Here is a 16,162-nt window from a genome sequence, read left to right as displayed (position 1 = left end):
CTCCGTCACAAGCAAACTCTAATCAATTGATATTAACCAACACCGTATATGCAAACTGCACTTATATATAGCGCGCTACTCATGGGCTTGGCTGGCGGCCCGCATTGTGTGGCGATGTGCGGTGCGGCTTGCACTTCATTTACGCAATCATCAGAGAAACCATACGCAATTCAACTCTATCACCTGGGCAGATTATGCGGTTACGCGCTGTTAGGTGCCATTGCCACTTTTGCCATACAAAGCATCGCCTGGTTATCCACATACAGCGCAATACTCCACCCTCTGTGGACATTTTTTCATGTGTTGATTTTTTTCTGGGGTGTTTTACTGCTCGTCTATGCGCGCCAGCCAATATGGGTTGATCAGGCGGGTCGTAATATTTGGCGTCATGTGAAAAAACTAAGTTTAGTACATGGCGGTCACTTTTACATCGGAATGCTTTGGGCGTTGATGCCATGCGGCTTGCTTTATTCGGCACTCATCATTGCTTCATTTAATGGCAACCCGCTTGGCGGCGCGCTTAGTATGGCTGCGTTTGCCGTGGGCTCAAGTATTTCTTTATTTTTTGCGCCATGGTTATGGCTAAAGCTAAAAACAAATCTAGTAGAGCCTTACGGCATGCGCCTTGCAGGCTTACTGCTCAGTAGCGCAAGTGCTTGGGCGATTTGGATGGAACTAACGCACAACTCCAAGGTGTGGTGTATGTGATTCCTTAACTGCATTAGGGTGAGCATACGCTTTATTGACGTTGATTAAATCAGCATTATATTGATGAGACAGCAGAATTATCCTTGATTTCAGCCTTCTAAAAACCACATCAAATCTACCATGTAATAGTTGAGTAGCCTTCTCATGTTGCCCTGCTTGATATAAGCGCAAAACCTCTGCAGACACACCATGAAAGTTGGCATGCAGACTTCTAACCTCTTCAAATGCCGGATAATTCGCTAACAATTGCTCGTCACCAAAAATCAACTTGCCTAAATAACAGGCATCATCTTGTTTAATTTTTGCATGGTCCAATTGTGCAAATGTTATGCCAGCCAACAAATCAGTTAAATAATTTTTCAAGGCAACATGTATGTTAATAATTTTAAGAAAATCAACTTGTATCACTTTCAATCTACCCCTTGTAGTTCACTATGCATCATTCATAAACACTTCAAAGGTAATTAAGCAAGAGTCATGCCTGCATAAAAATATCCGTTAAATTACTTGCTTGATATTTAACGCTTGTACAAAAAAGATGAATCCATGCAGGTCTCGACTAGTGATCAAAAAGTCAAATGCGATAGAGTAACGGAGTAAAAAAATCAGGTGGTTTATCATACTGTTGTTAAAATCAACAAAGATGACTGATTGCTAACAATCAAGAAATTGCGTTTACAAAAAATCAATAATTTCTTACAGTGGAATGACTTGAAGATTTTCTTTTTCAGTATTCCAAACCAGATAAACCTGCTTGTTACTAAAGAGTAATTGCGGATAGTCAACCTTACCTGAGCTAGTGGCAAGCACTTTTGCATCACCCCAGCTTCTTCCGCCATCATCTGAAATCATACCGATAATACTATTGTGTTTGGCTTCCGACTCTCGCCAAACTAACCAGACTTTATCACCCATACTTAATAGGGCCGGATGACCAGCCTGATTTTTAGGATTACCAAATTTTTTGGACGGTGATGAAACCCAGGCTTCGCCATCCATGCGTGCATAATACAAACTGGCATTTTTACCTGACTCATCATTACCACCATCAAACCACGCCATGTGATAACCCCACCAATCCTTACCTTCACCGCCACGCGCCAATGCAGCACCGTGATGCGGACAGCCGTCTATTTTCCAACGGCCAAAGGTGGCGCGTTTCAAAACAGGGGCTTGCGAAGCCTGTGCTGGAATCTCCGCCATCATATGGTCGCTTTCACCGCCTTCAAACACATGGTGCCACATTGCTACTACAGTGCCATCCGGCTTATTGGTCAGGGTAATACGACAGCATTCACAGCTACCATCAGCAAGCTTTTGTTCGGGTGCAAAACTTGCACCTTTATCAGTTGAAACTGCAACATAAATCGCGGCACCTGCATCTGGAGTTTTTGTATGCGATTCTTTTGCATCCGAATTTTTTTCTGTCTTAGCGGCAATCAAGTCTCGCTTATCTACCCATGTCACCGTAACGCTGCCTTTAGCATCAGTATATTGAGACGCATTAAGCGAATCAAAACGACGGGTAATTGCAGCACGGTCTTGATGCACAACAATCGGCACTTCAAATGTTTTACCCGCATCAATCGAGCGCGAAAACCAGATAACTCCAGAAGACGGTTTTTTTAGTGATTCAGTCCAGGTGAGGTATATATTGCCTTCTGGGCCAATGGCAATTTCAGGACGTGCATCGCCATCAGCGCCAATATTTTGAATCGTTGGATTAACTTGAACCGGTTTAGTGAAAGTTTTACCTAAATCACGGCTGGCATCCACCCATATAAAACCCTCTTTTTCAGCCACCCGCCAAAGTTTGCCTTGCGCATCAAATGCCACACTAATTGGCAAAGAGCTTTTTTGTGGATTGGCGTGACCCTCATGAGCACTTGCTTCTAAAAGTGAGAAGCTAAAGCAAACAAGCAATATCAAAAAATAGGCTGGTAATTTTTTCATAGATAAGAATCTTACTACATTCAATATTCAATCACGCATAAAACACCGTAATGAATTTACTAATTAGCGCCCCATTACCCCTCTGATTTATAGATTGTATTTTTTGCCAAAGCGTATATTTACATTCAAGCTTTAATGAATTTAGTCGATAAAAGCATACAACTCATATTCAGCACATTTGAAATTTATATTCAGTATATTTGTTTAGTAGTGCGCTGTGATTCGCACAATAAAACTAAATATAGATTATTTAATTTAGCAATTTTTTAAGATGCATAAGCCGTTGAGACATTCAAAAAAAATAGATCAGACACCCACTATTTCAGATAGCGCAAGCCATCTGAATAGATTTATGGCAAACGAGCTTAAGCTCGCATGGCATTTGCTGAGTTCATTACAAGGCGTAGCGATTGTCGCTGTTGATGCCAGTGGCAATGTTAGCTATGCAAACCCTTACGCACGCGAGATTTTCAATCTAAATTTAGAGCATGTTGCCGCCGGAATAGGGGGATTTGCAAAACCTGTTCATCTGCGTATCGTGGCAGAATTAAAAAAATCCAGCACAGACTTTATATTGCAATATGCGGCTGGCAATGAACTGCGCACCTTAAAAGTATTCACCTCCAGCAACTCTACAACTGAAGAAAAACACGCTGGCTATGTGCTCCACATGCATGACATTACAGACCGTGTAGCTTCAGAATTACAATTAAGACACACCGAAAAACTATTGCGCAACCTGATTGATGCCAGCCCTGATGTTATCTGCTTCAAAGATGAAAAAAATCGCTGGCTGGAAGCCAATATTAGCAGTCTGGAACTATTCCAGCTCAATCAGCAGGATTACCAACATAAAACTGATATGGAACTTGCGAATCAGGCAGATCCCGTGTTTAAAGAAGCGTTTCGGCATTCAAAAATATCTGATGATCGCGCTTGGAGTTTAGGTAAATCCATCAGAAATGAAGAAACAATTTCACTGCCGCATGGTGGTGAAAAAGTACTGGATGTCATTAAAGTACCATTATTTAATGATGATGGCAGTCGTCACGGCTTAGTCACACTGGGACGTGATATTACCGAACGTAAAATGGCTGAAAGTCATCTGCGTGACCGCAGCGCTATTCTGGATGCGCTTATTTCGTGTGATTGGCTGTTACATTCGGCCGAATCATGGCACACAGTTGCCACCACTGTATTGCAGCAACTGTGCCTCGCATTACGCTTTACTCGCGCCACTATTATTAAAAATGCAGAGTCTATCAATGGTGTTAGCAGTACTGACACTAGTAATAGCAACGATTCTGCTCACTCTAAAATACTCTACAAATGGTCTGTGCCAGGCTTCATGAATCCTGACAATGCACTTGAGGCAGTCGACTTCAATAATGTGCACTTAAAACGCTGGAAGGATGCGCTGCAACTTGGCGATCCTGTATTCGGTGACATTCGTGATTTACCCAGCCCAGAACGCAAAATTCTAAAACAACATGACACGCAATCAATCGCAATCGTCCCGCTTTTTTCAGACAAAGTGTGGTGGGGCAATATCATCATCGAGCGCTGCCATGATCTCATTAAAACCACACCGCAGGAACTTGGCTCATTAATGGCCATAGGACGGTCTCTGGGGGTTGCCATTCAAAGAGAGAGCGCTGGTAAACGCTTGCACCAAGCTAAGATTGCTTTCGATAGCGCGACAGAAGGCATGGTTATTATTGATGAGAACGCACGCATTATTGCCATCAACAAAGGCTACACCGAAATTACCGGATATACCGAGAGTGAGGTATTAGGTTCTATCCCCAACAAACTGCAAGCAGATGAGCATGAAGTTTGGAGTGCATTATTGAATGATAGCAGGTGGTGCGGCGAAGTAACCAGTCATCGCAAAAATGGTGAGGTCTTTCATAAATGGCTAACCATTACTGCAGTTAAAAACCAGGAAGGACAAGCCGTTAATTATGTGGGCGTTTTTACTGACATTACCGAGGTCAAACGTTCACAAAATAGGCTGCATGAACTGGTTAATCATGACCCACTGACAGGTTTGCCAAATCGCCGCCTATTAAATGAATTGCTAGAGCATTCCATTAAACGGGCTGAGCGCGATCAGCATAAAATCGCACTCCTGTTTATTGACTTAGACCGCTTCAAAAATGTGAATGATAGTCTTGGTCACCAGGTAGGTGACAAACTATTACTCGAAGCTTCAAGAAGAATAAGCCTCTCCATGCGCGATAGTGACGTAGTGGCAAGGCTTGGCGGCGATGAGTTTGTCGTCATGATGGATATGATTAATAACCCTAGCGATGCCGCGATTGTTGCAAATAAAATCATTCATGCACTACAGATAGAGTTCAACATTGATGGTAAAGAGATTTTTATTAGTGCGAGTATAGGTATTTCCATATTCCCTCAAGATTGCAGCGATGTTGACAGCTTGATTAAGGCGGCAGATATTGCAATGTATCAAGTTAAGAATAAAGGCAAAAATAACCACTGCTTCTATTCTGATGATCTAAGCAAAAGCGCAGTCGAGCGTTTTACTATGGAAAGCCAGCTGCGCCGAGCCTTGGAGCGCAAGCAGTTTGAAGTGTATTACCAGCCGCAAGTGTCACTCATCACTGGCAACATTATTGGTGCGGAAGCGCTTATACGCTGGAACCACCCGGAATTAGGTTTAGTATCACCCGCAAAATTTATTCCACTTGCTGAAGAAACCGGGTTAATTGTACAAATTGGTGAATGGGTGCTACGTGAAGCCGCACTGCAAGCCGTGCGCTGGGCTAGCGATGAACATGCGATTCAATGGATTTCCGTTAATGTATCGGGCGTACAGGTTATGCGCAGCAATTTTGCTGACACCGTTTATGGCGTGCTCATGGAAACAGATTGCAACCCGTCAATGCTGGAACTGGAGATTACCGAAAGTACGGTGATGCAAAACACTGAATTTGTCATTGATACATTCAATCGAATTAAGCAACTTGGCCTCAGATTAGCCATTGATGACTTCGGCACAGGTTATTCATCACTCTCAAATCTTAAACGTTTACCTCTCGACAAAATAAAAATTGACCAGTCATTTGTACGTGACCTGCCAGATGATTTAGATGATGCAGCCATTGCCAACGCCATTTATGCAATGGCGCGCAGCTTAGGCTTTAGCGTCATTGCCGAAGGTGTGGAAACGTCAGCACAAGCAGATTTCTTAAGATTGATGGGCTGCGAGGAAGCGCAAGGTTACCTATATAGCAAACCAGTAACAACAACAGAATTTACAAAATTATTAGTAACAAAAAATCTACGAGGCAAAGAAAATGCAAAGTAATCAACCCCAATTTATTGACGTTTCCCAGCTGCAGGTTGGTATGTATGTTCATCTGGATTTAGGTTGGATGGACCATCCATTCACGCTCAGCAATTTTAAGGTGAAAGATGAAGAGCAAATTTCTATCATCAAAAAAACGGGGCTAAAAAAAGTGCGCTACGACCCAAAACGTAGCGATTGTGCACCATTAGAGATCCCCGCTAACAAGCCTATTGAGATGGTATCAGTGGAAACTAACAAGAGCATTGAAGCAACTATTGAAGATAAACCGACTGAAGTAGTTTCAAAAAATGAGCGGCTAAAAGAGTTGCATCATGCCATTAATGAATGCGAAAAGAAGTTCATCAATACCAGCAATATTGCCAGGCAAGCTACACGCAACATTCTAACTGACCCCAAAGCAGCTGTTGAACAAGCGGTCTTAATTGTTAATGATATGGTAGATACCGCCTTGATGGAAGGTGATGTTGCCGTACATGCACTTAATGGCAACCGCTCCAGCGATGCAAATTATGTGCACCCGCTCAACGTAACGGTGCTTGCACTCCTAATGGCTAAGTCCATTGAAATGTCTAAAGAAGATGCACGCCTATTAGGCTTGGCGGCATTATTTCACGACATTGGCAAAGCGGAAATCTCAGATAAAATTTTACTGAAAAAAGAACCTCTGACAAAATCAGAGCAAACTCACTATGAGCAACACAGCGAGATCGGCGCGCGCATGGCTCAAGAGGCCGGACTGCCTGTCCGTATCGGTAAAATTATTTTACAACACCACGAGCATGCTGATGGCTCTGGTTACCCAAAACATTTGCGTGGCGAACAAACCGATCAGCTTGCTAGGTTGGTTGCGCTGGTAAACGGCTATGACAATTTATGTAATCCGAATAACTTCGCAACCGCAAAAACCCCTTACGAAGCACTTGCCCATATGTATGCGAACCAGCGGACAAAATATGATGAATCTCTACTCAAACGCCTGATTAAATCGCTGGGTATTTACCCGCCAGGCAGCATCGTACAGCTTTCCACCGGCAGTTATGCTACGGTAATTTCGGTGAATCCGAATAAACCACTCAGACCATTTGTCATGTTGCATGACCCGCTAAGCAGCAGGCACGAACCGCAGATACTGGACTTGCGCGAAGAGCCTGGCATCAACATTAGCGCCTGTCTGCGTCCAAACCAATTGCCGTTAGATGTGCTGGATTATTTGAACCCTAGAAAAAGAATCAGCTATTTTATGGATGCAGATTTATCACACAATAACAATGAACCGACTTAAAACACGCGACTGGCTTAAAGCTAGCGATTTACCAATCAAAACTTTGTAAAACCATTAATCCGAATAACGTGTGCCATTTAAGGGTTTACTGGCTTAAGGTAGGGTCTGTTACAAAACCGATTTTAACCAAACCGGTTTTAGCAGCTTCCGACATCACCACCGCCACATTTTCATAATGCGTCAATTTATCAGCGCGGATATGCAATTCAGGTTGTGGGTCTTTTTTTGCTTCGATTGCAAAACGTGCAGGGAGTGATGCTTTTGGCACAAGCTCGCCATTCCAAAACAAGCTGCCGTCTTCTCGAATAGCAATCTCAACATGTTCCGGTTTTGTGATATTAGGGTTGCTTGAAGCTTTGGGTAAATCAATTTTAACTGAGTGTGTAAGTAATGGAGCGGTGATAATAAATATTACCAATAACACCAGCATCACATCCACCAGCGGTACAACGTTGATTTCCGCCTTTACCGAGTGCTGCTGTTGCGAGTTAAAGCTGCCGAAACTCATGATACATCGCCTACCGATTTCAGTTCCGGTCTAAGCTCAGGCTTAGCTTTCACTTCCACTGTATTTTCTATCGTTAACATCACAAATAAGTCGTGTGCAAAAGCATCCAGCTTGGCTAACCACATACGGTTTCGGCGGTTAAATGCATTGTAAGCAAACACGGCCGGTATCGCCACCGCCAAACCAATCGCCGTCATAATTAAGGCCTCACCCACTGGGCCAGCCACTTTGTCTAAAGTGCCTTGACCACTTAAACCGATATTGACCAAAGCATGATAGATCGCCCACACCGTACCAAACAAGCCTATATATGGCGATGCCGAACCTGCTGATGCCAGCACGGTTAAGCCGTTTTCACTGCGCGCTGATTCCTGGTCTATGCCATTACGTATCGCACGCGTCATAAATTCTGACATACCTCCAGCTGCGGTCAGCTGCTGAATGCTGTGACTACTGGCATTACTAAGCGCCGTCACGCCCTCATTCGCCAGATTAGCAAAAGCATTATCCGGTTTATTTTGCTTTAAGCTGGCAGTCAAAGCCTCCAGCGAATGATGTTGCCAGAATTGCGCTAAAAACGCCTTTGCACGACGCGCCTCCAGCCAATTAGCCAAGCTTTTTGTAAAGATAAGATACCAGGTAGCGATTGACAGTATCAGCAAAAATACCAGCACAGCTTTACCTATTGTATCTACATTCGCAATAAAATTTGCAACGCCTAATTCATTTGCCATATCAACGTACCTTTATAATCAAGACAGTATAATCAAACCAGTAAGATCAAACTAGTAAGATCAAATCAATTTAAAATAAAATCAAATGGTTGTAATGCCACAGCACGAACAGCCTTGCCATCCCGCATTGCCGCATTACAACGCCAATTTTTTACCGCCGCTAAACCTGCTTCATCCAGCCGCTTATAACCTGAACTTTCCACCACCCGCGCAGAAGTGATGCGGCCTGCTTCATCCAACTCCACCCTTAACTTAACCTGTCCTTGCTCACCCAAACGACGTGAAATTGCAGGGTAATCAGGCGGGGTACGCTGCGGACAGCCAAGCGACAACTCTGACAACTGAACAGGAGCGGTTGTCTTAGCAGGTGTCTCAACGACTGGCTCTGGGGGTGCTTCTATTACTGGTTGCGGAGGCGGGGGCGGCGCAACTGGTTCAGCCGCTAAAACAACAGGTGCCTCTGCCACCAACACTGGTGCTGGCTGTGGGCGCATCACTGGTTTTTCTTTCACCAGCGTCACTTTTTTTGGTGGTGGGGGTTTGGGCGGCTCTGGTGGTGGCTCTTCTTTTTTTTGGGGCGGCGGGTTAATCAGATTCACAAACAGAGTCACAGCTTCTTGTGGAGGTGGAATGAGCTTGTAACTCATTGCCGCATAAAGCAGTACGCCGTGGATTGCGACTACAAACACCAACCCTGCTATCTTATCCCAGCTATTTTTATCAGAATACTCGTACATTCAAGGTATATTCAGTGAGGTTGACCGCAGATAGTTGAAATAAAAGGAAGTTTGTATTGTGCAACAACTTTTGATTTTGTGGAAAGCATTTCCATAGGCGAAGCCTTTATTGGCAAGCTATCCCAACTAACTAACGCAGTACGCACACCATAACTGGATGCCACGTCAGTCCAAGCCAGCACCAACCCCTTATCACTAGCGACCATTTGCGGTACGCCTGTATCACGGCCTGGACTAACTTCTATAGCGCGTTTTGTTACACTAAGCTGACCATCCACTTGAATAGTACGTAGCGCCAAACTAGACTTGCTAGTAACTGCATCGGTAGCTGTCATCCAGGAAATAACGGCTGAATTGTCATCGCGCCAAACTAATCCTATACGACCAAGTGGGGCAGCTTCATCAATTTCGACAGGTTGACCAAAACTTCTGCCTCCATCTTTAGAAAAAGCCGCTCGCACTCGGGGCCGATCGCCCTCTGCACTAAACCACGCCGCTACAACTTGTGCATCACGTGTAGCTAGCGCAGGTCCGTTGACAGGGCAGCCCTCTATATTCCAGCCTTCTGCCCCTAATGGCGCAGGTGCAGACCACTTTCCATTTTGAAGATATGCAACACGATTATCTCGAATCTCCGCATCCGTTCTTCCGCGCCATGCTACAACCGGGCCTGCTGAAGTCACAGCCACTGACGGCCAGCAACACGTACAGGTATTACTATCGATTACTTGCTCGGCATCCATGCTTCCATCTCGATGAATGCGCGTATAGCGAAGGTTGAAATTACCTGATTTTTCAGGATGCTTAACACGATCTTCTTTTTTAAGATAATCTCGCCCATCTAACCAAACGATACCCGCTTCGCCGTTGACTGGGAATATCGCAGCAAAACCGTGTTCTGCCGCTGTACCATCCCGATGAGGCGCCTTAGGCAATGACCATGTAGCACCAGCATCATTAGAAATAGAAGTTGCTACATCATAATCGTAAGTCTTGCCGCCTTGCTGCTTAACCAGCCAATGTGCAAGCCAAAACTTTTCATCGATGGCCACTACTGAGGGAAAGTCACTCCAATTAACGAACCAGTTCTCGCCTTGTGCAACCTTACCTTGACGAACCCAGCGACCTTCATGCAACACCCCAAACTTAAGAATATGTCCATTAGACTGTGGCTCTACCCAGCTCATTAAAACATCACCATTACGCAATGAGGCAAGCCGTGGCAATCGACTGCCAGCAATTGCTGGCGTTTCTATTGATTGTAACTTTAATTCAGCATTGCTAACATCCGTAGCGCTTTTTAGACCCGCGCTACACGATAGCCCTGCTAAACAAAGCAATACTATACTGAAATTATTCAAGCTTTATCCATTGATAGACGTCATCATTATTTAAAACTTTGCACTCCAAGAAATCTCAGCCGTACGTGGCTCACCTAACATAAATTGGTTGCCACTATTATAAGTGCGGTCTGCATATAATTTATCGGTCAAGTTACGAACGGAGAACATCAACTCGCCTTTGCCTAATTTGTAGCCTAAACTTGCATCGTATATAGTATAACCATCCATATATCTAGTGGCCGTATTAGCATTATCACCGCTACGTTTACCTACAAAATGCGAACCTAAGCTAATCTTCCAATCGCTATTGGGACGATAGGTAATCCAAAGATTAGCTGTTTTCTCAGGCACATCTGGCGGTAAATTACCTGCGCGTGATACAGCAACACCCCCTACACTTTCATAAAATTTATCAAACTCAGCATTGAGTATTGATGCATTGCCTTCAACTGTCCACTGGTCAATAGGCCGCAAAGCCGCAGTCAACTCAATACCACGTGAAGTTTGCTCCCCGATTTGTATACTTTGCCCAGGATTAAGCGGGTCACGCGTTAAAATGTCGGTACGATTAATATCAAACAATCCGACAGTCACCTCCCCTAAGTTATTAGGTAGACTGCCTTTTAAGCCAATTTCTTTTTGCTTAGCTCTACCTAATTTATAGTTTCTTTGCGCGTAGGTAAGTGTCACCAACTGCGCGGCTGGCTCTAAAGCATTTGCCCACTGACCATAAATCGAAAGCGATGGCGTGATGTCATACACCGCGCCAACTCGGTATGAGTTACCAGAATAATCTGTGCTAAACGTGGCTGGGTTGGTTGCAGTTGCTATGCGAAGATTATCAGAATCCAAGTCAATTTTATCGTGTCTAGCTGAGAGTGATAGCTTGAATTGCTCAGTTAAATTTAAGTAATCTTCTACAAAAAATGCTTTTTGAACCAGCTCAGTTTTTCTATTCGGGGTATAGGCTGATGTTGTAGTAAAAACACCTGATTGCGGGGTAATGAAATCTACTGCACTCGCAGGACTGACGTAGGGGGCATTGTTAGTGCGCAAGTGCTCATTTTTTGCAATATCAAAGCCTGCCATCACGCGATTACGCATATTTCCTAGCTGATGGTCAAAACTTATTTCTGTACGGTTTCCTACTAACTTTTGGTCATGTTTAATATGCAAGAAATCACTTCTGTTAACTTTATTGGTTACCGCGTTGTAAACATATGCTTCAGTATTTTTCCAAATACGGTTTTCATTATTGTAGTAAGTTTCGTTGCGTAATTTAATTTTATCAGTGGGAGACCATTCTAAATTCAATCGTGTCCAGTTGGCCTCTTTATCCATTTGGTCGTCATCCACATTGTAATTATTGTAGCGTGTGCTTTTTACAATATTGCCATTCACATGCGGCGTACCAAAATAGCCTTCGCCGTTATCTTGATAATACTCTTCAGACAATGTCACCTTAAAGGTGTCTGTGGCTTGCAAAGCCAGTTCACCCGTAAAATGCGCATAATCATAAGACGAATTATCCACCCAACCATAAGAACCTTTATTCGCACCCTTGTAGCTTAAATCTGCGCGGTAAGCCAGCGCATCTGTGGCTTTGCCGCCAATACCTAAGCCGATGGTTTTAGTGTTCCATCTATCATAAGCCAACAACACTTCTTTTTCTTCACGCCCGTCAGCCGCTTTGGTCACAAAGTTCACTGCACCGCCAACTGTGCCTATACCATGCTGCATAGATGACAAGCCCTTAATCACCTCAATACGGTCATAATTAAATGTGCCACGCGGCGTAATGGCTAGCCCAGGATAGCGTAAACCATTATAAAGCGGTTGCAAAGTAGATGAAAAACCGCGCATTGAAACGCAAGTGACCCCAAAACATTGTGAAGCCACTACACCAGCCGAATTGGTTAAGGCTTGCTGCGTGGTAGTATTGCCACGCTCGCGCATCAGTTCGCGCGTAATCACATCAATACTAGCTGGCGTTTCCCGTACTGTTAATCCTAGGCGGCTACTCGCATTGACGGGAAGATCCAATGGAATGGAAGTATCAACCGCTGTACTACGAATCTGCATCGTCTCTAATTGGGTTGCGTTAGCCTCTGTCTGTTCTGGCGCCGCTACTTCAGCCAAAGAAAAACCGCTACCACACAACAACAATGTACTTAATGTTAGTTTTTTAATCATTGTTTTCTCCCTGAATTTACTTTTTAATCGCAGTATTGTATTGGAGATATGAAACCAGCGGAATGTGGCATATTGTCGCACCCTATTGAAAATAAGGTTTTTTATAAAAAATCCCCAGCATTTTCACGCTAGGGATAAGTGCTACATTCTAGTAGCTTCAGGGGAACGTTGACTAACGTTGTTTATTTAACACGTCATAGCGAGTAGTTTCCACAATGGCTGCCACTTCGACAATTAAGTTTTCTGTTACGTTTAAATCGCGCATGGCGCGGCCTAGGTTTTGTACTGTGGCATCAAAGTGGCTGTCGTTCAAACCCATTTTTTCTACTAAATGCGTATGGCCTTCACGCATGGCTCTGCCATCATATAAATTTGGGCCGCCAAGTGCCACTGCCACAAAGCGCTTTTGATGATTGCGCTGACGCGCCATGTCGGTGTTGACGAAAAAATGTTTAACGCGATCATCTTTAAGCATAATGTTATAAAAATGGTCCACCACTGCGTCTATTGCCTCTTGCCCGCCAAGTTGTTCAAACAGTGTTGTCATATCGTTGATTCCTTAAGTGATAATGATAAAAAAACCCTCCCATAGGAAGAGGCTTAAGTAGTTGTTATTTCAAGCTATTAATCCATTCCGCAATCACCTTAATATCTTCAGCAGGCACTTGTGGCATAGGTGGCATAGGCATGTAACCTGGCCAGTTGTCTGGTTTTGGTTGATATACCAACTCTACAATTTGCTCTGGCGAATAGCCTTTGGCCGCAATATCCCGGTACGATGGGCCAACAATTTTCACGCGCTCGCTATGACAGGCAAGACAACCATGTTTTTCGGCCATTGTTTTGCCGGGATAAGTGTCTCCTTGTGTGTAGGTTTTAGGTTTAGTTTTAGCTTCTTCAAATGCCGCCATTGATTCTTTTTGAAACAACTCGGTTTTGGCATGTGAGGCTTCCAACACCGGCTTAACCAAGCCCATACGCATGCCATGACGTAAGCTTGCCATGCTGATAATCGCAATGACCATCACGGCAACCACAGTCCATACGCGGCGGTCTGGAATATCGTCATTGAAAAAGTCTTTCAGTAATTGATATAAGGCGTACAACGCAAGTACAACCGTGAGAATAATGCCCCAGAAATAACCATTTGCAAAAAATGCTTCAATACCGTAATCAGGAAAGCTAAACAGTACCAATGGGCCAACAAAGAAATTAAGCGCGGTTGGAATAATGAACCATGTTTTACCCGTTCGCGTGAGGACAATACCTGCTTGTCTATCTACTTCATCTTTGCTACGGCGTTTGTACATTCCATAAACGAGCATAAATACACCGGTAACTGCAAAAGTGGCTAAATAAAAATGCACTAGGCGAAAAAAAGTATCAGGCCGCAATAATGCATCCCAGAAATTGGTAGTGTAAGTCCACGTAGTTGGTGTCATCGCAAGTTGCACATTGCTCATAAATGCTAGCGGCAAGGTGTAAAACAGCGCCACACCCACTACACCAATAAAGATATGTAAGGTTTTGCGGTGTTCTAACGTATGCCATGTGTATTTGTATAAGTACGAGAGCAAGAATGCCACCACGTTACCGTAGATGATGTGCAACCAGTGTGGTGAAATCAAAATTGATGAGGAGTAAAACAACGGCGTTAGCAATATACTCACCAGCAATAACGGTGCTACACCCCACAATGCGCCCATATTCTCTGAAATGGTGACGGGCGTGGTGAGCAGGTAGCCTACACGATCAAAAATCGGGTTTTTCTCTTTATGGCCCTTGCTGTTGAAATACACCGAGGCCAATGATGCCCCTAACAACACGTTAATAAACAGAATATGCACAACCCAAGCGACGATCAGCAAACCATGAAAAAATGGCTCCATGAATTCCAGCCCCATGGTGGGCAATGGCAACGGAATGTCACCAGGAATGATTCTAAAATCGGTCATTTTGACACCTCATCTAATTTTTGTTTGTACACGTTAGCGGGGGTTTGTTCTGCTAATGAAGCCAGATAAGCAGCCAAGGCTTTGCGCTCATCATCTGTGCCTGTAAAAGGTGGCATAAATGGCGTGGCAGGTGAATTAAGTGAGCCAATGCGATGATAAATAGCCTCTTCACTCATGCCTTTGGTGCGCGCTTTTACTGAGTTAATTCCATTCACCGTATGGCAATAACGGCACTGCATCTGGTACAGATATTTGCCTGCAACTAACCTGTTTTCATCTGTCACTTCACGGAACTCAGGCGGCACAAATGCAGCATGTTTTAGGTAACCTGTTTTATTGAGGTAAGGCACATCAGCGACACGCACACCATTGGCATACATATAGTCATAGATAATGTACGGTTTACGTACAAACTCGCGCACACGCTCAAACCCACCAATTAAACCCATTGAACCAATGAGCATGATGATGCCTAAAAATAACGGCGCCTGTTTTGGCTTGGTATAAAATGTAATGGCGCCAAGCAAGACTAAGGCCGATAAAATTACTGTGACATAAGTTGCGTATTCGGGGTTGCCCGCAAAACGACGCGTCACCATGCCCATCCAGAACAGCTCTTTTGCCGCTTGAGGAAATTGAGCGTAATACCAAGCGCCAAATGCAATGATAAATGGAATACATCCCAACAAGACTGCCCCATACAAGCGCATGGCCTTTTTGCGTAATTCCAAGTCATCTCGCGTAAAGAAATAACTTAACACCATCGCCATTGAGCCTGCCCAAGCAATTGACCAAAACGTGCGGAAGCCAAGTGAAGGGAACCAAGATGGATTAAGCAAAGAGGCTAGGTAATCAGGCTTAGCAGGAAAGTAAGAGACCAACCAATTGCCAGGCGTCATCATAAAACCCAAAATTGCGGTGATAATCGCCATGGTGAACCATGAAGCCACCGCGTAAGAAACAAGTAACTTATAGACCTTCTTTTTGCCTGGCGTGCCCAGTGAGTGTTTTTTCCATATCAGGAACAGCCACAACAAGAGTATCATCTCAACATTAAAAACAATCCACTCAATTAACCATTTCCAGAAAAAAACGCGAAGCAGTGCACCGATTGCGGCTGGGTTAATAATATTGATGTGTATCCAAATACCAATACCAGTCAACGCACCAACGGCAGTCGCTAGAATAAAAAACGTAAATAAAATTTTGTAAGAAAGTGCATCTAACTTAGCGTCATTATTTTTGATGGCCAACCATTGGCTCAGCACTAAGATAATACTGCCGCCTACCGCAGCACCATGCGAAATAAATACATGCAAAATCGCATCAAACGCAAACAATAATCGATGTCCAATAAACGGCATTTCAAATATAGGATAGTCAAACATGGTATTCCCCCTGACTGCGCTTCA

At 43.9% G+C, this 16,162-nt stretch carries 13 protein-coding genes; 3 read left to right on the top strand and 10 right to left on the bottom strand.

The window, feature by feature from the left end:
• The first annotated feature begins 48 nt into the window (after positions 1 to 48).
• Positions 49 to 708, top strand: coding sequence for a sulfite exporter TauE/SafE family protein (locus tag Q8J82_RS05990; protein WP_304891187.1), 660 nt, complete (start codon positions 49 to 51; stop codon positions 706 to 708).
• On the opposite strand, the gene Q8J82_RS05985 is transcribed toward Q8J82_RS05990, so the two are convergent.
• Together Q8J82_RS05985 and Q8J82_RS05980 are read right to left on the bottom strand one after the other, a co-directional pair.
• On the bottom strand, positions 676 to 1,122 hold the full coding sequence (locus Q8J82_RS05985; protein WP_304908638.1) for a hypothetical protein: 447 nt from the start codon (positions 1,120 to 1,122) through the stop codon (positions 676 to 678). The genes Q8J82_RS05990 and Q8J82_RS05985 overlap by 33 nt on opposite strands.
• A 282-nt stretch (positions 1,123 to 1,404) precedes the next feature.
• Positions 1,405 to 2,661, bottom strand: a complete 1,257-nt coding sequence (locus Q8J82_RS05980) for a sialidase family protein (RefSeq protein WP_304891189.1) — start codon at positions 2,659 to 2,661, stop codon at positions 1,405 to 1,407.
• Positions 2,662 to 3,013: 352 nt separating this feature from the next.
• On the opposite strand from Q8J82_RS05980, the gene Q8J82_RS05975 reads away from it, so the two are divergent.
• Both Q8J82_RS05975 and Q8J82_RS05970 read left to right on the top strand, forming a co-directional pair.
• Positions 3,014 to 5,995, top strand: a complete 2,982-nt coding sequence (locus tag Q8J82_RS05975) for an EAL domain-containing protein (RefSeq protein ID WP_305327933.1) — start codon at positions 3,014 to 3,016, stop codon at positions 5,993 to 5,995.
• Positions 5,985 to 7,280, top strand: coding sequence for an HD-GYP domain-containing protein (locus tag Q8J82_RS05970; RefSeq protein ID WP_304891191.1), 1,296 nt, complete (start codon positions 5,985 to 5,987; stop codon positions 7,278 to 7,280). Before Q8J82_RS05975 ends, Q8J82_RS05970 begins: the two co-directional genes overlap by 11 nt.
• A gap of 85 nt (positions 7,281 to 7,365) precedes the next feature.
• Here Q8J82_RS05970 and Q8J82_RS05965 read toward each other — a convergent pair whose 3' ends face one another.
• The 8 genes from Q8J82_RS05965 to Q8J82_RS05930 all read right to left on the bottom strand — a co-directional run bounded on the left by Q8J82_RS05965 (position 7,366) and on the right by Q8J82_RS05930 (position 16,138).
• Entirely contained in the window at positions 7,366 to 7,788 is a 423-nt protein-coding gene (locus Q8J82_RS05965) for a biopolymer transporter ExbD (protein WP_304891192.1), read from the bottom strand.
• Complete coding sequence (locus Q8J82_RS05960; protein WP_305327932.1) at positions 7,785 to 8,522, bottom strand: MotA/TolQ/ExbB proton channel family protein; 738 nt, start codon at positions 8,520 to 8,522, stop codon at positions 7,785 to 7,787. Before Q8J82_RS05960 ends, Q8J82_RS05965 begins: the two co-directional genes overlap by 4 nt.
• Positions 8,523 to 8,587: 65 nt before the next feature.
• Complete coding sequence (locus tag Q8J82_RS05955) at positions 8,588 to 9,259, bottom strand: energy transducer TonB (protein ID WP_305327931.1); 672 nt, start codon at positions 9,257 to 9,259, stop codon at positions 8,588 to 8,590.
• A gap of 11 nt (positions 9,260 to 9,270) precedes the next feature.
• Positions 9,271 to 10,620 carry a hypothetical protein gene (locus Q8J82_RS05950; protein WP_305327930.1) on the bottom strand — a complete coding sequence of 450 codons (1,350 nt, stop codon included), beginning with the start codon at positions 10,618 to 10,620 and terminating at the stop codon, positions 9,271 to 9,273.
• Between the two features lie 30 nt (positions 10,621 to 10,650).
• Entirely contained in the window at positions 10,651 to 12,795 is a 2,145-nt protein-coding gene (locus Q8J82_RS05945) for a TonB-dependent siderophore receptor (RefSeq protein ID WP_305327929.1), read from the bottom strand.
• Positions 12,796 to 12,967: 172 nt separating this feature from the next.
• On the bottom strand, positions 12,968 to 13,342 hold the full coding sequence (locus Q8J82_RS05940) for a group 1 truncated hemoglobin (protein ID WP_304891197.1): 375 nt from the start codon (positions 13,340 to 13,342) through the stop codon (positions 12,968 to 12,970).
• A gap of 64 nt (positions 13,343 to 13,406) precedes the next feature.
• On the bottom strand, positions 13,407 to 14,750 hold the full coding sequence (locus tag Q8J82_RS05935; RefSeq protein WP_304891198.1) for a c-type cytochrome: 1,344 nt from the start codon (positions 14,748 to 14,750) through the stop codon (positions 13,407 to 13,409).
• The gene (locus tag Q8J82_RS05930) at positions 14,747 to 16,138 is read right to left on the bottom strand and encodes a cytochrome c (RefSeq protein WP_304891199.1); all 1,392 of its coding nucleotides are present in this window, start codon (positions 16,136 to 16,138) and stop codon (positions 14,747 to 14,749) included. Before Q8J82_RS05930 ends, Q8J82_RS05935 begins: the two co-directional genes overlap by 4 nt.
• Between the last annotated feature and the right edge of the window lie 24 nt (positions 16,139 to 16,162).

The sequence above is a fragment of the Methylotenera sp. genome (genome assembly GCF_030684185.1).
In the GTDB taxonomy this organism is placed as follows: Bacteria; Pseudomonadota; Gammaproteobacteria; order Burkholderiales; family Methylophilaceae; genus Methylotenera.
Note: the sequence above shows the minus strand (reverse complement) of the source record. Positions and strands in the feature narration are given on the sequence as shown.

Excerpts from the sequence above, each read along its gene's own strand:
- Q8J82_RS05990 (WP_304891187.1), top strand. The coding sequence starts at position 49 with ATGCAAACTGCACTTATATATAGCGCGCTACTCATGGGCTTGGCTGGC.
- Q8J82_RS05980 (WP_304891189.1), bottom strand. The coding sequence starts at position 2,661 with ATGAAAAAATTACCAGCCTATTTTTTGATATTGCTTGTTTGCTTTAGC.
- Q8J82_RS05975 (WP_305327933.1), top strand. The coding sequence starts at position 3,014 with ATGGCAAACGAGCTTAAGCTCGCATGGCATTTGCTGAGTTCATTACAA.
- Q8J82_RS05970 (WP_304891191.1), top strand. The coding sequence starts at position 5,985 with ATGCAAAGTAATCAACCCCAATTTATTGACGTTTCCCAGCTGCAGGTT.
- Q8J82_RS05965 (WP_304891192.1), bottom strand. The coding sequence starts at position 7,788 with ATGAGTTTCGGCAGCTTTAACTCGCAACAGCAGCACTCGGTAAAGGCG.
- Q8J82_RS05960 (WP_305327932.1), bottom strand. The coding sequence starts at position 8,522 with ATGGCAAATGAATTAGGCGTTGCAAATTTTATTGCGAATGTAGATACA.
- Q8J82_RS05955 (WP_305327931.1), bottom strand. The coding sequence starts at position 9,259 with ATGTACGAGTATTCTGATAAAAATAGCTGGGATAAGATAGCAGGGTTG.
- Q8J82_RS05945 (WP_305327929.1), bottom strand. The coding sequence starts at position 12,795 with ATGATTAAAAAACTAACATTAAGTACATTGTTGTTGTGTGGTAGCGGT.
- Q8J82_RS05940 (WP_304891197.1), bottom strand. The coding sequence starts at position 13,342 with ATGACAACACTGTTTGAACAACTTGGCGGGCAAGAGGCAATAGACGCA.
- Q8J82_RS05935 (WP_304891198.1), bottom strand. The coding sequence starts at position 14,750 with ATGACCGATTTTAGAATCATTCCTGGTGACATTCCGTTGCCATTGCCC.
- Q8J82_RS05930 (WP_304891199.1), bottom strand. The coding sequence starts at position 16,138 with ATGTTTGACTATCCTATATTTGAAATGCCGTTTATTGGACATCGATTA.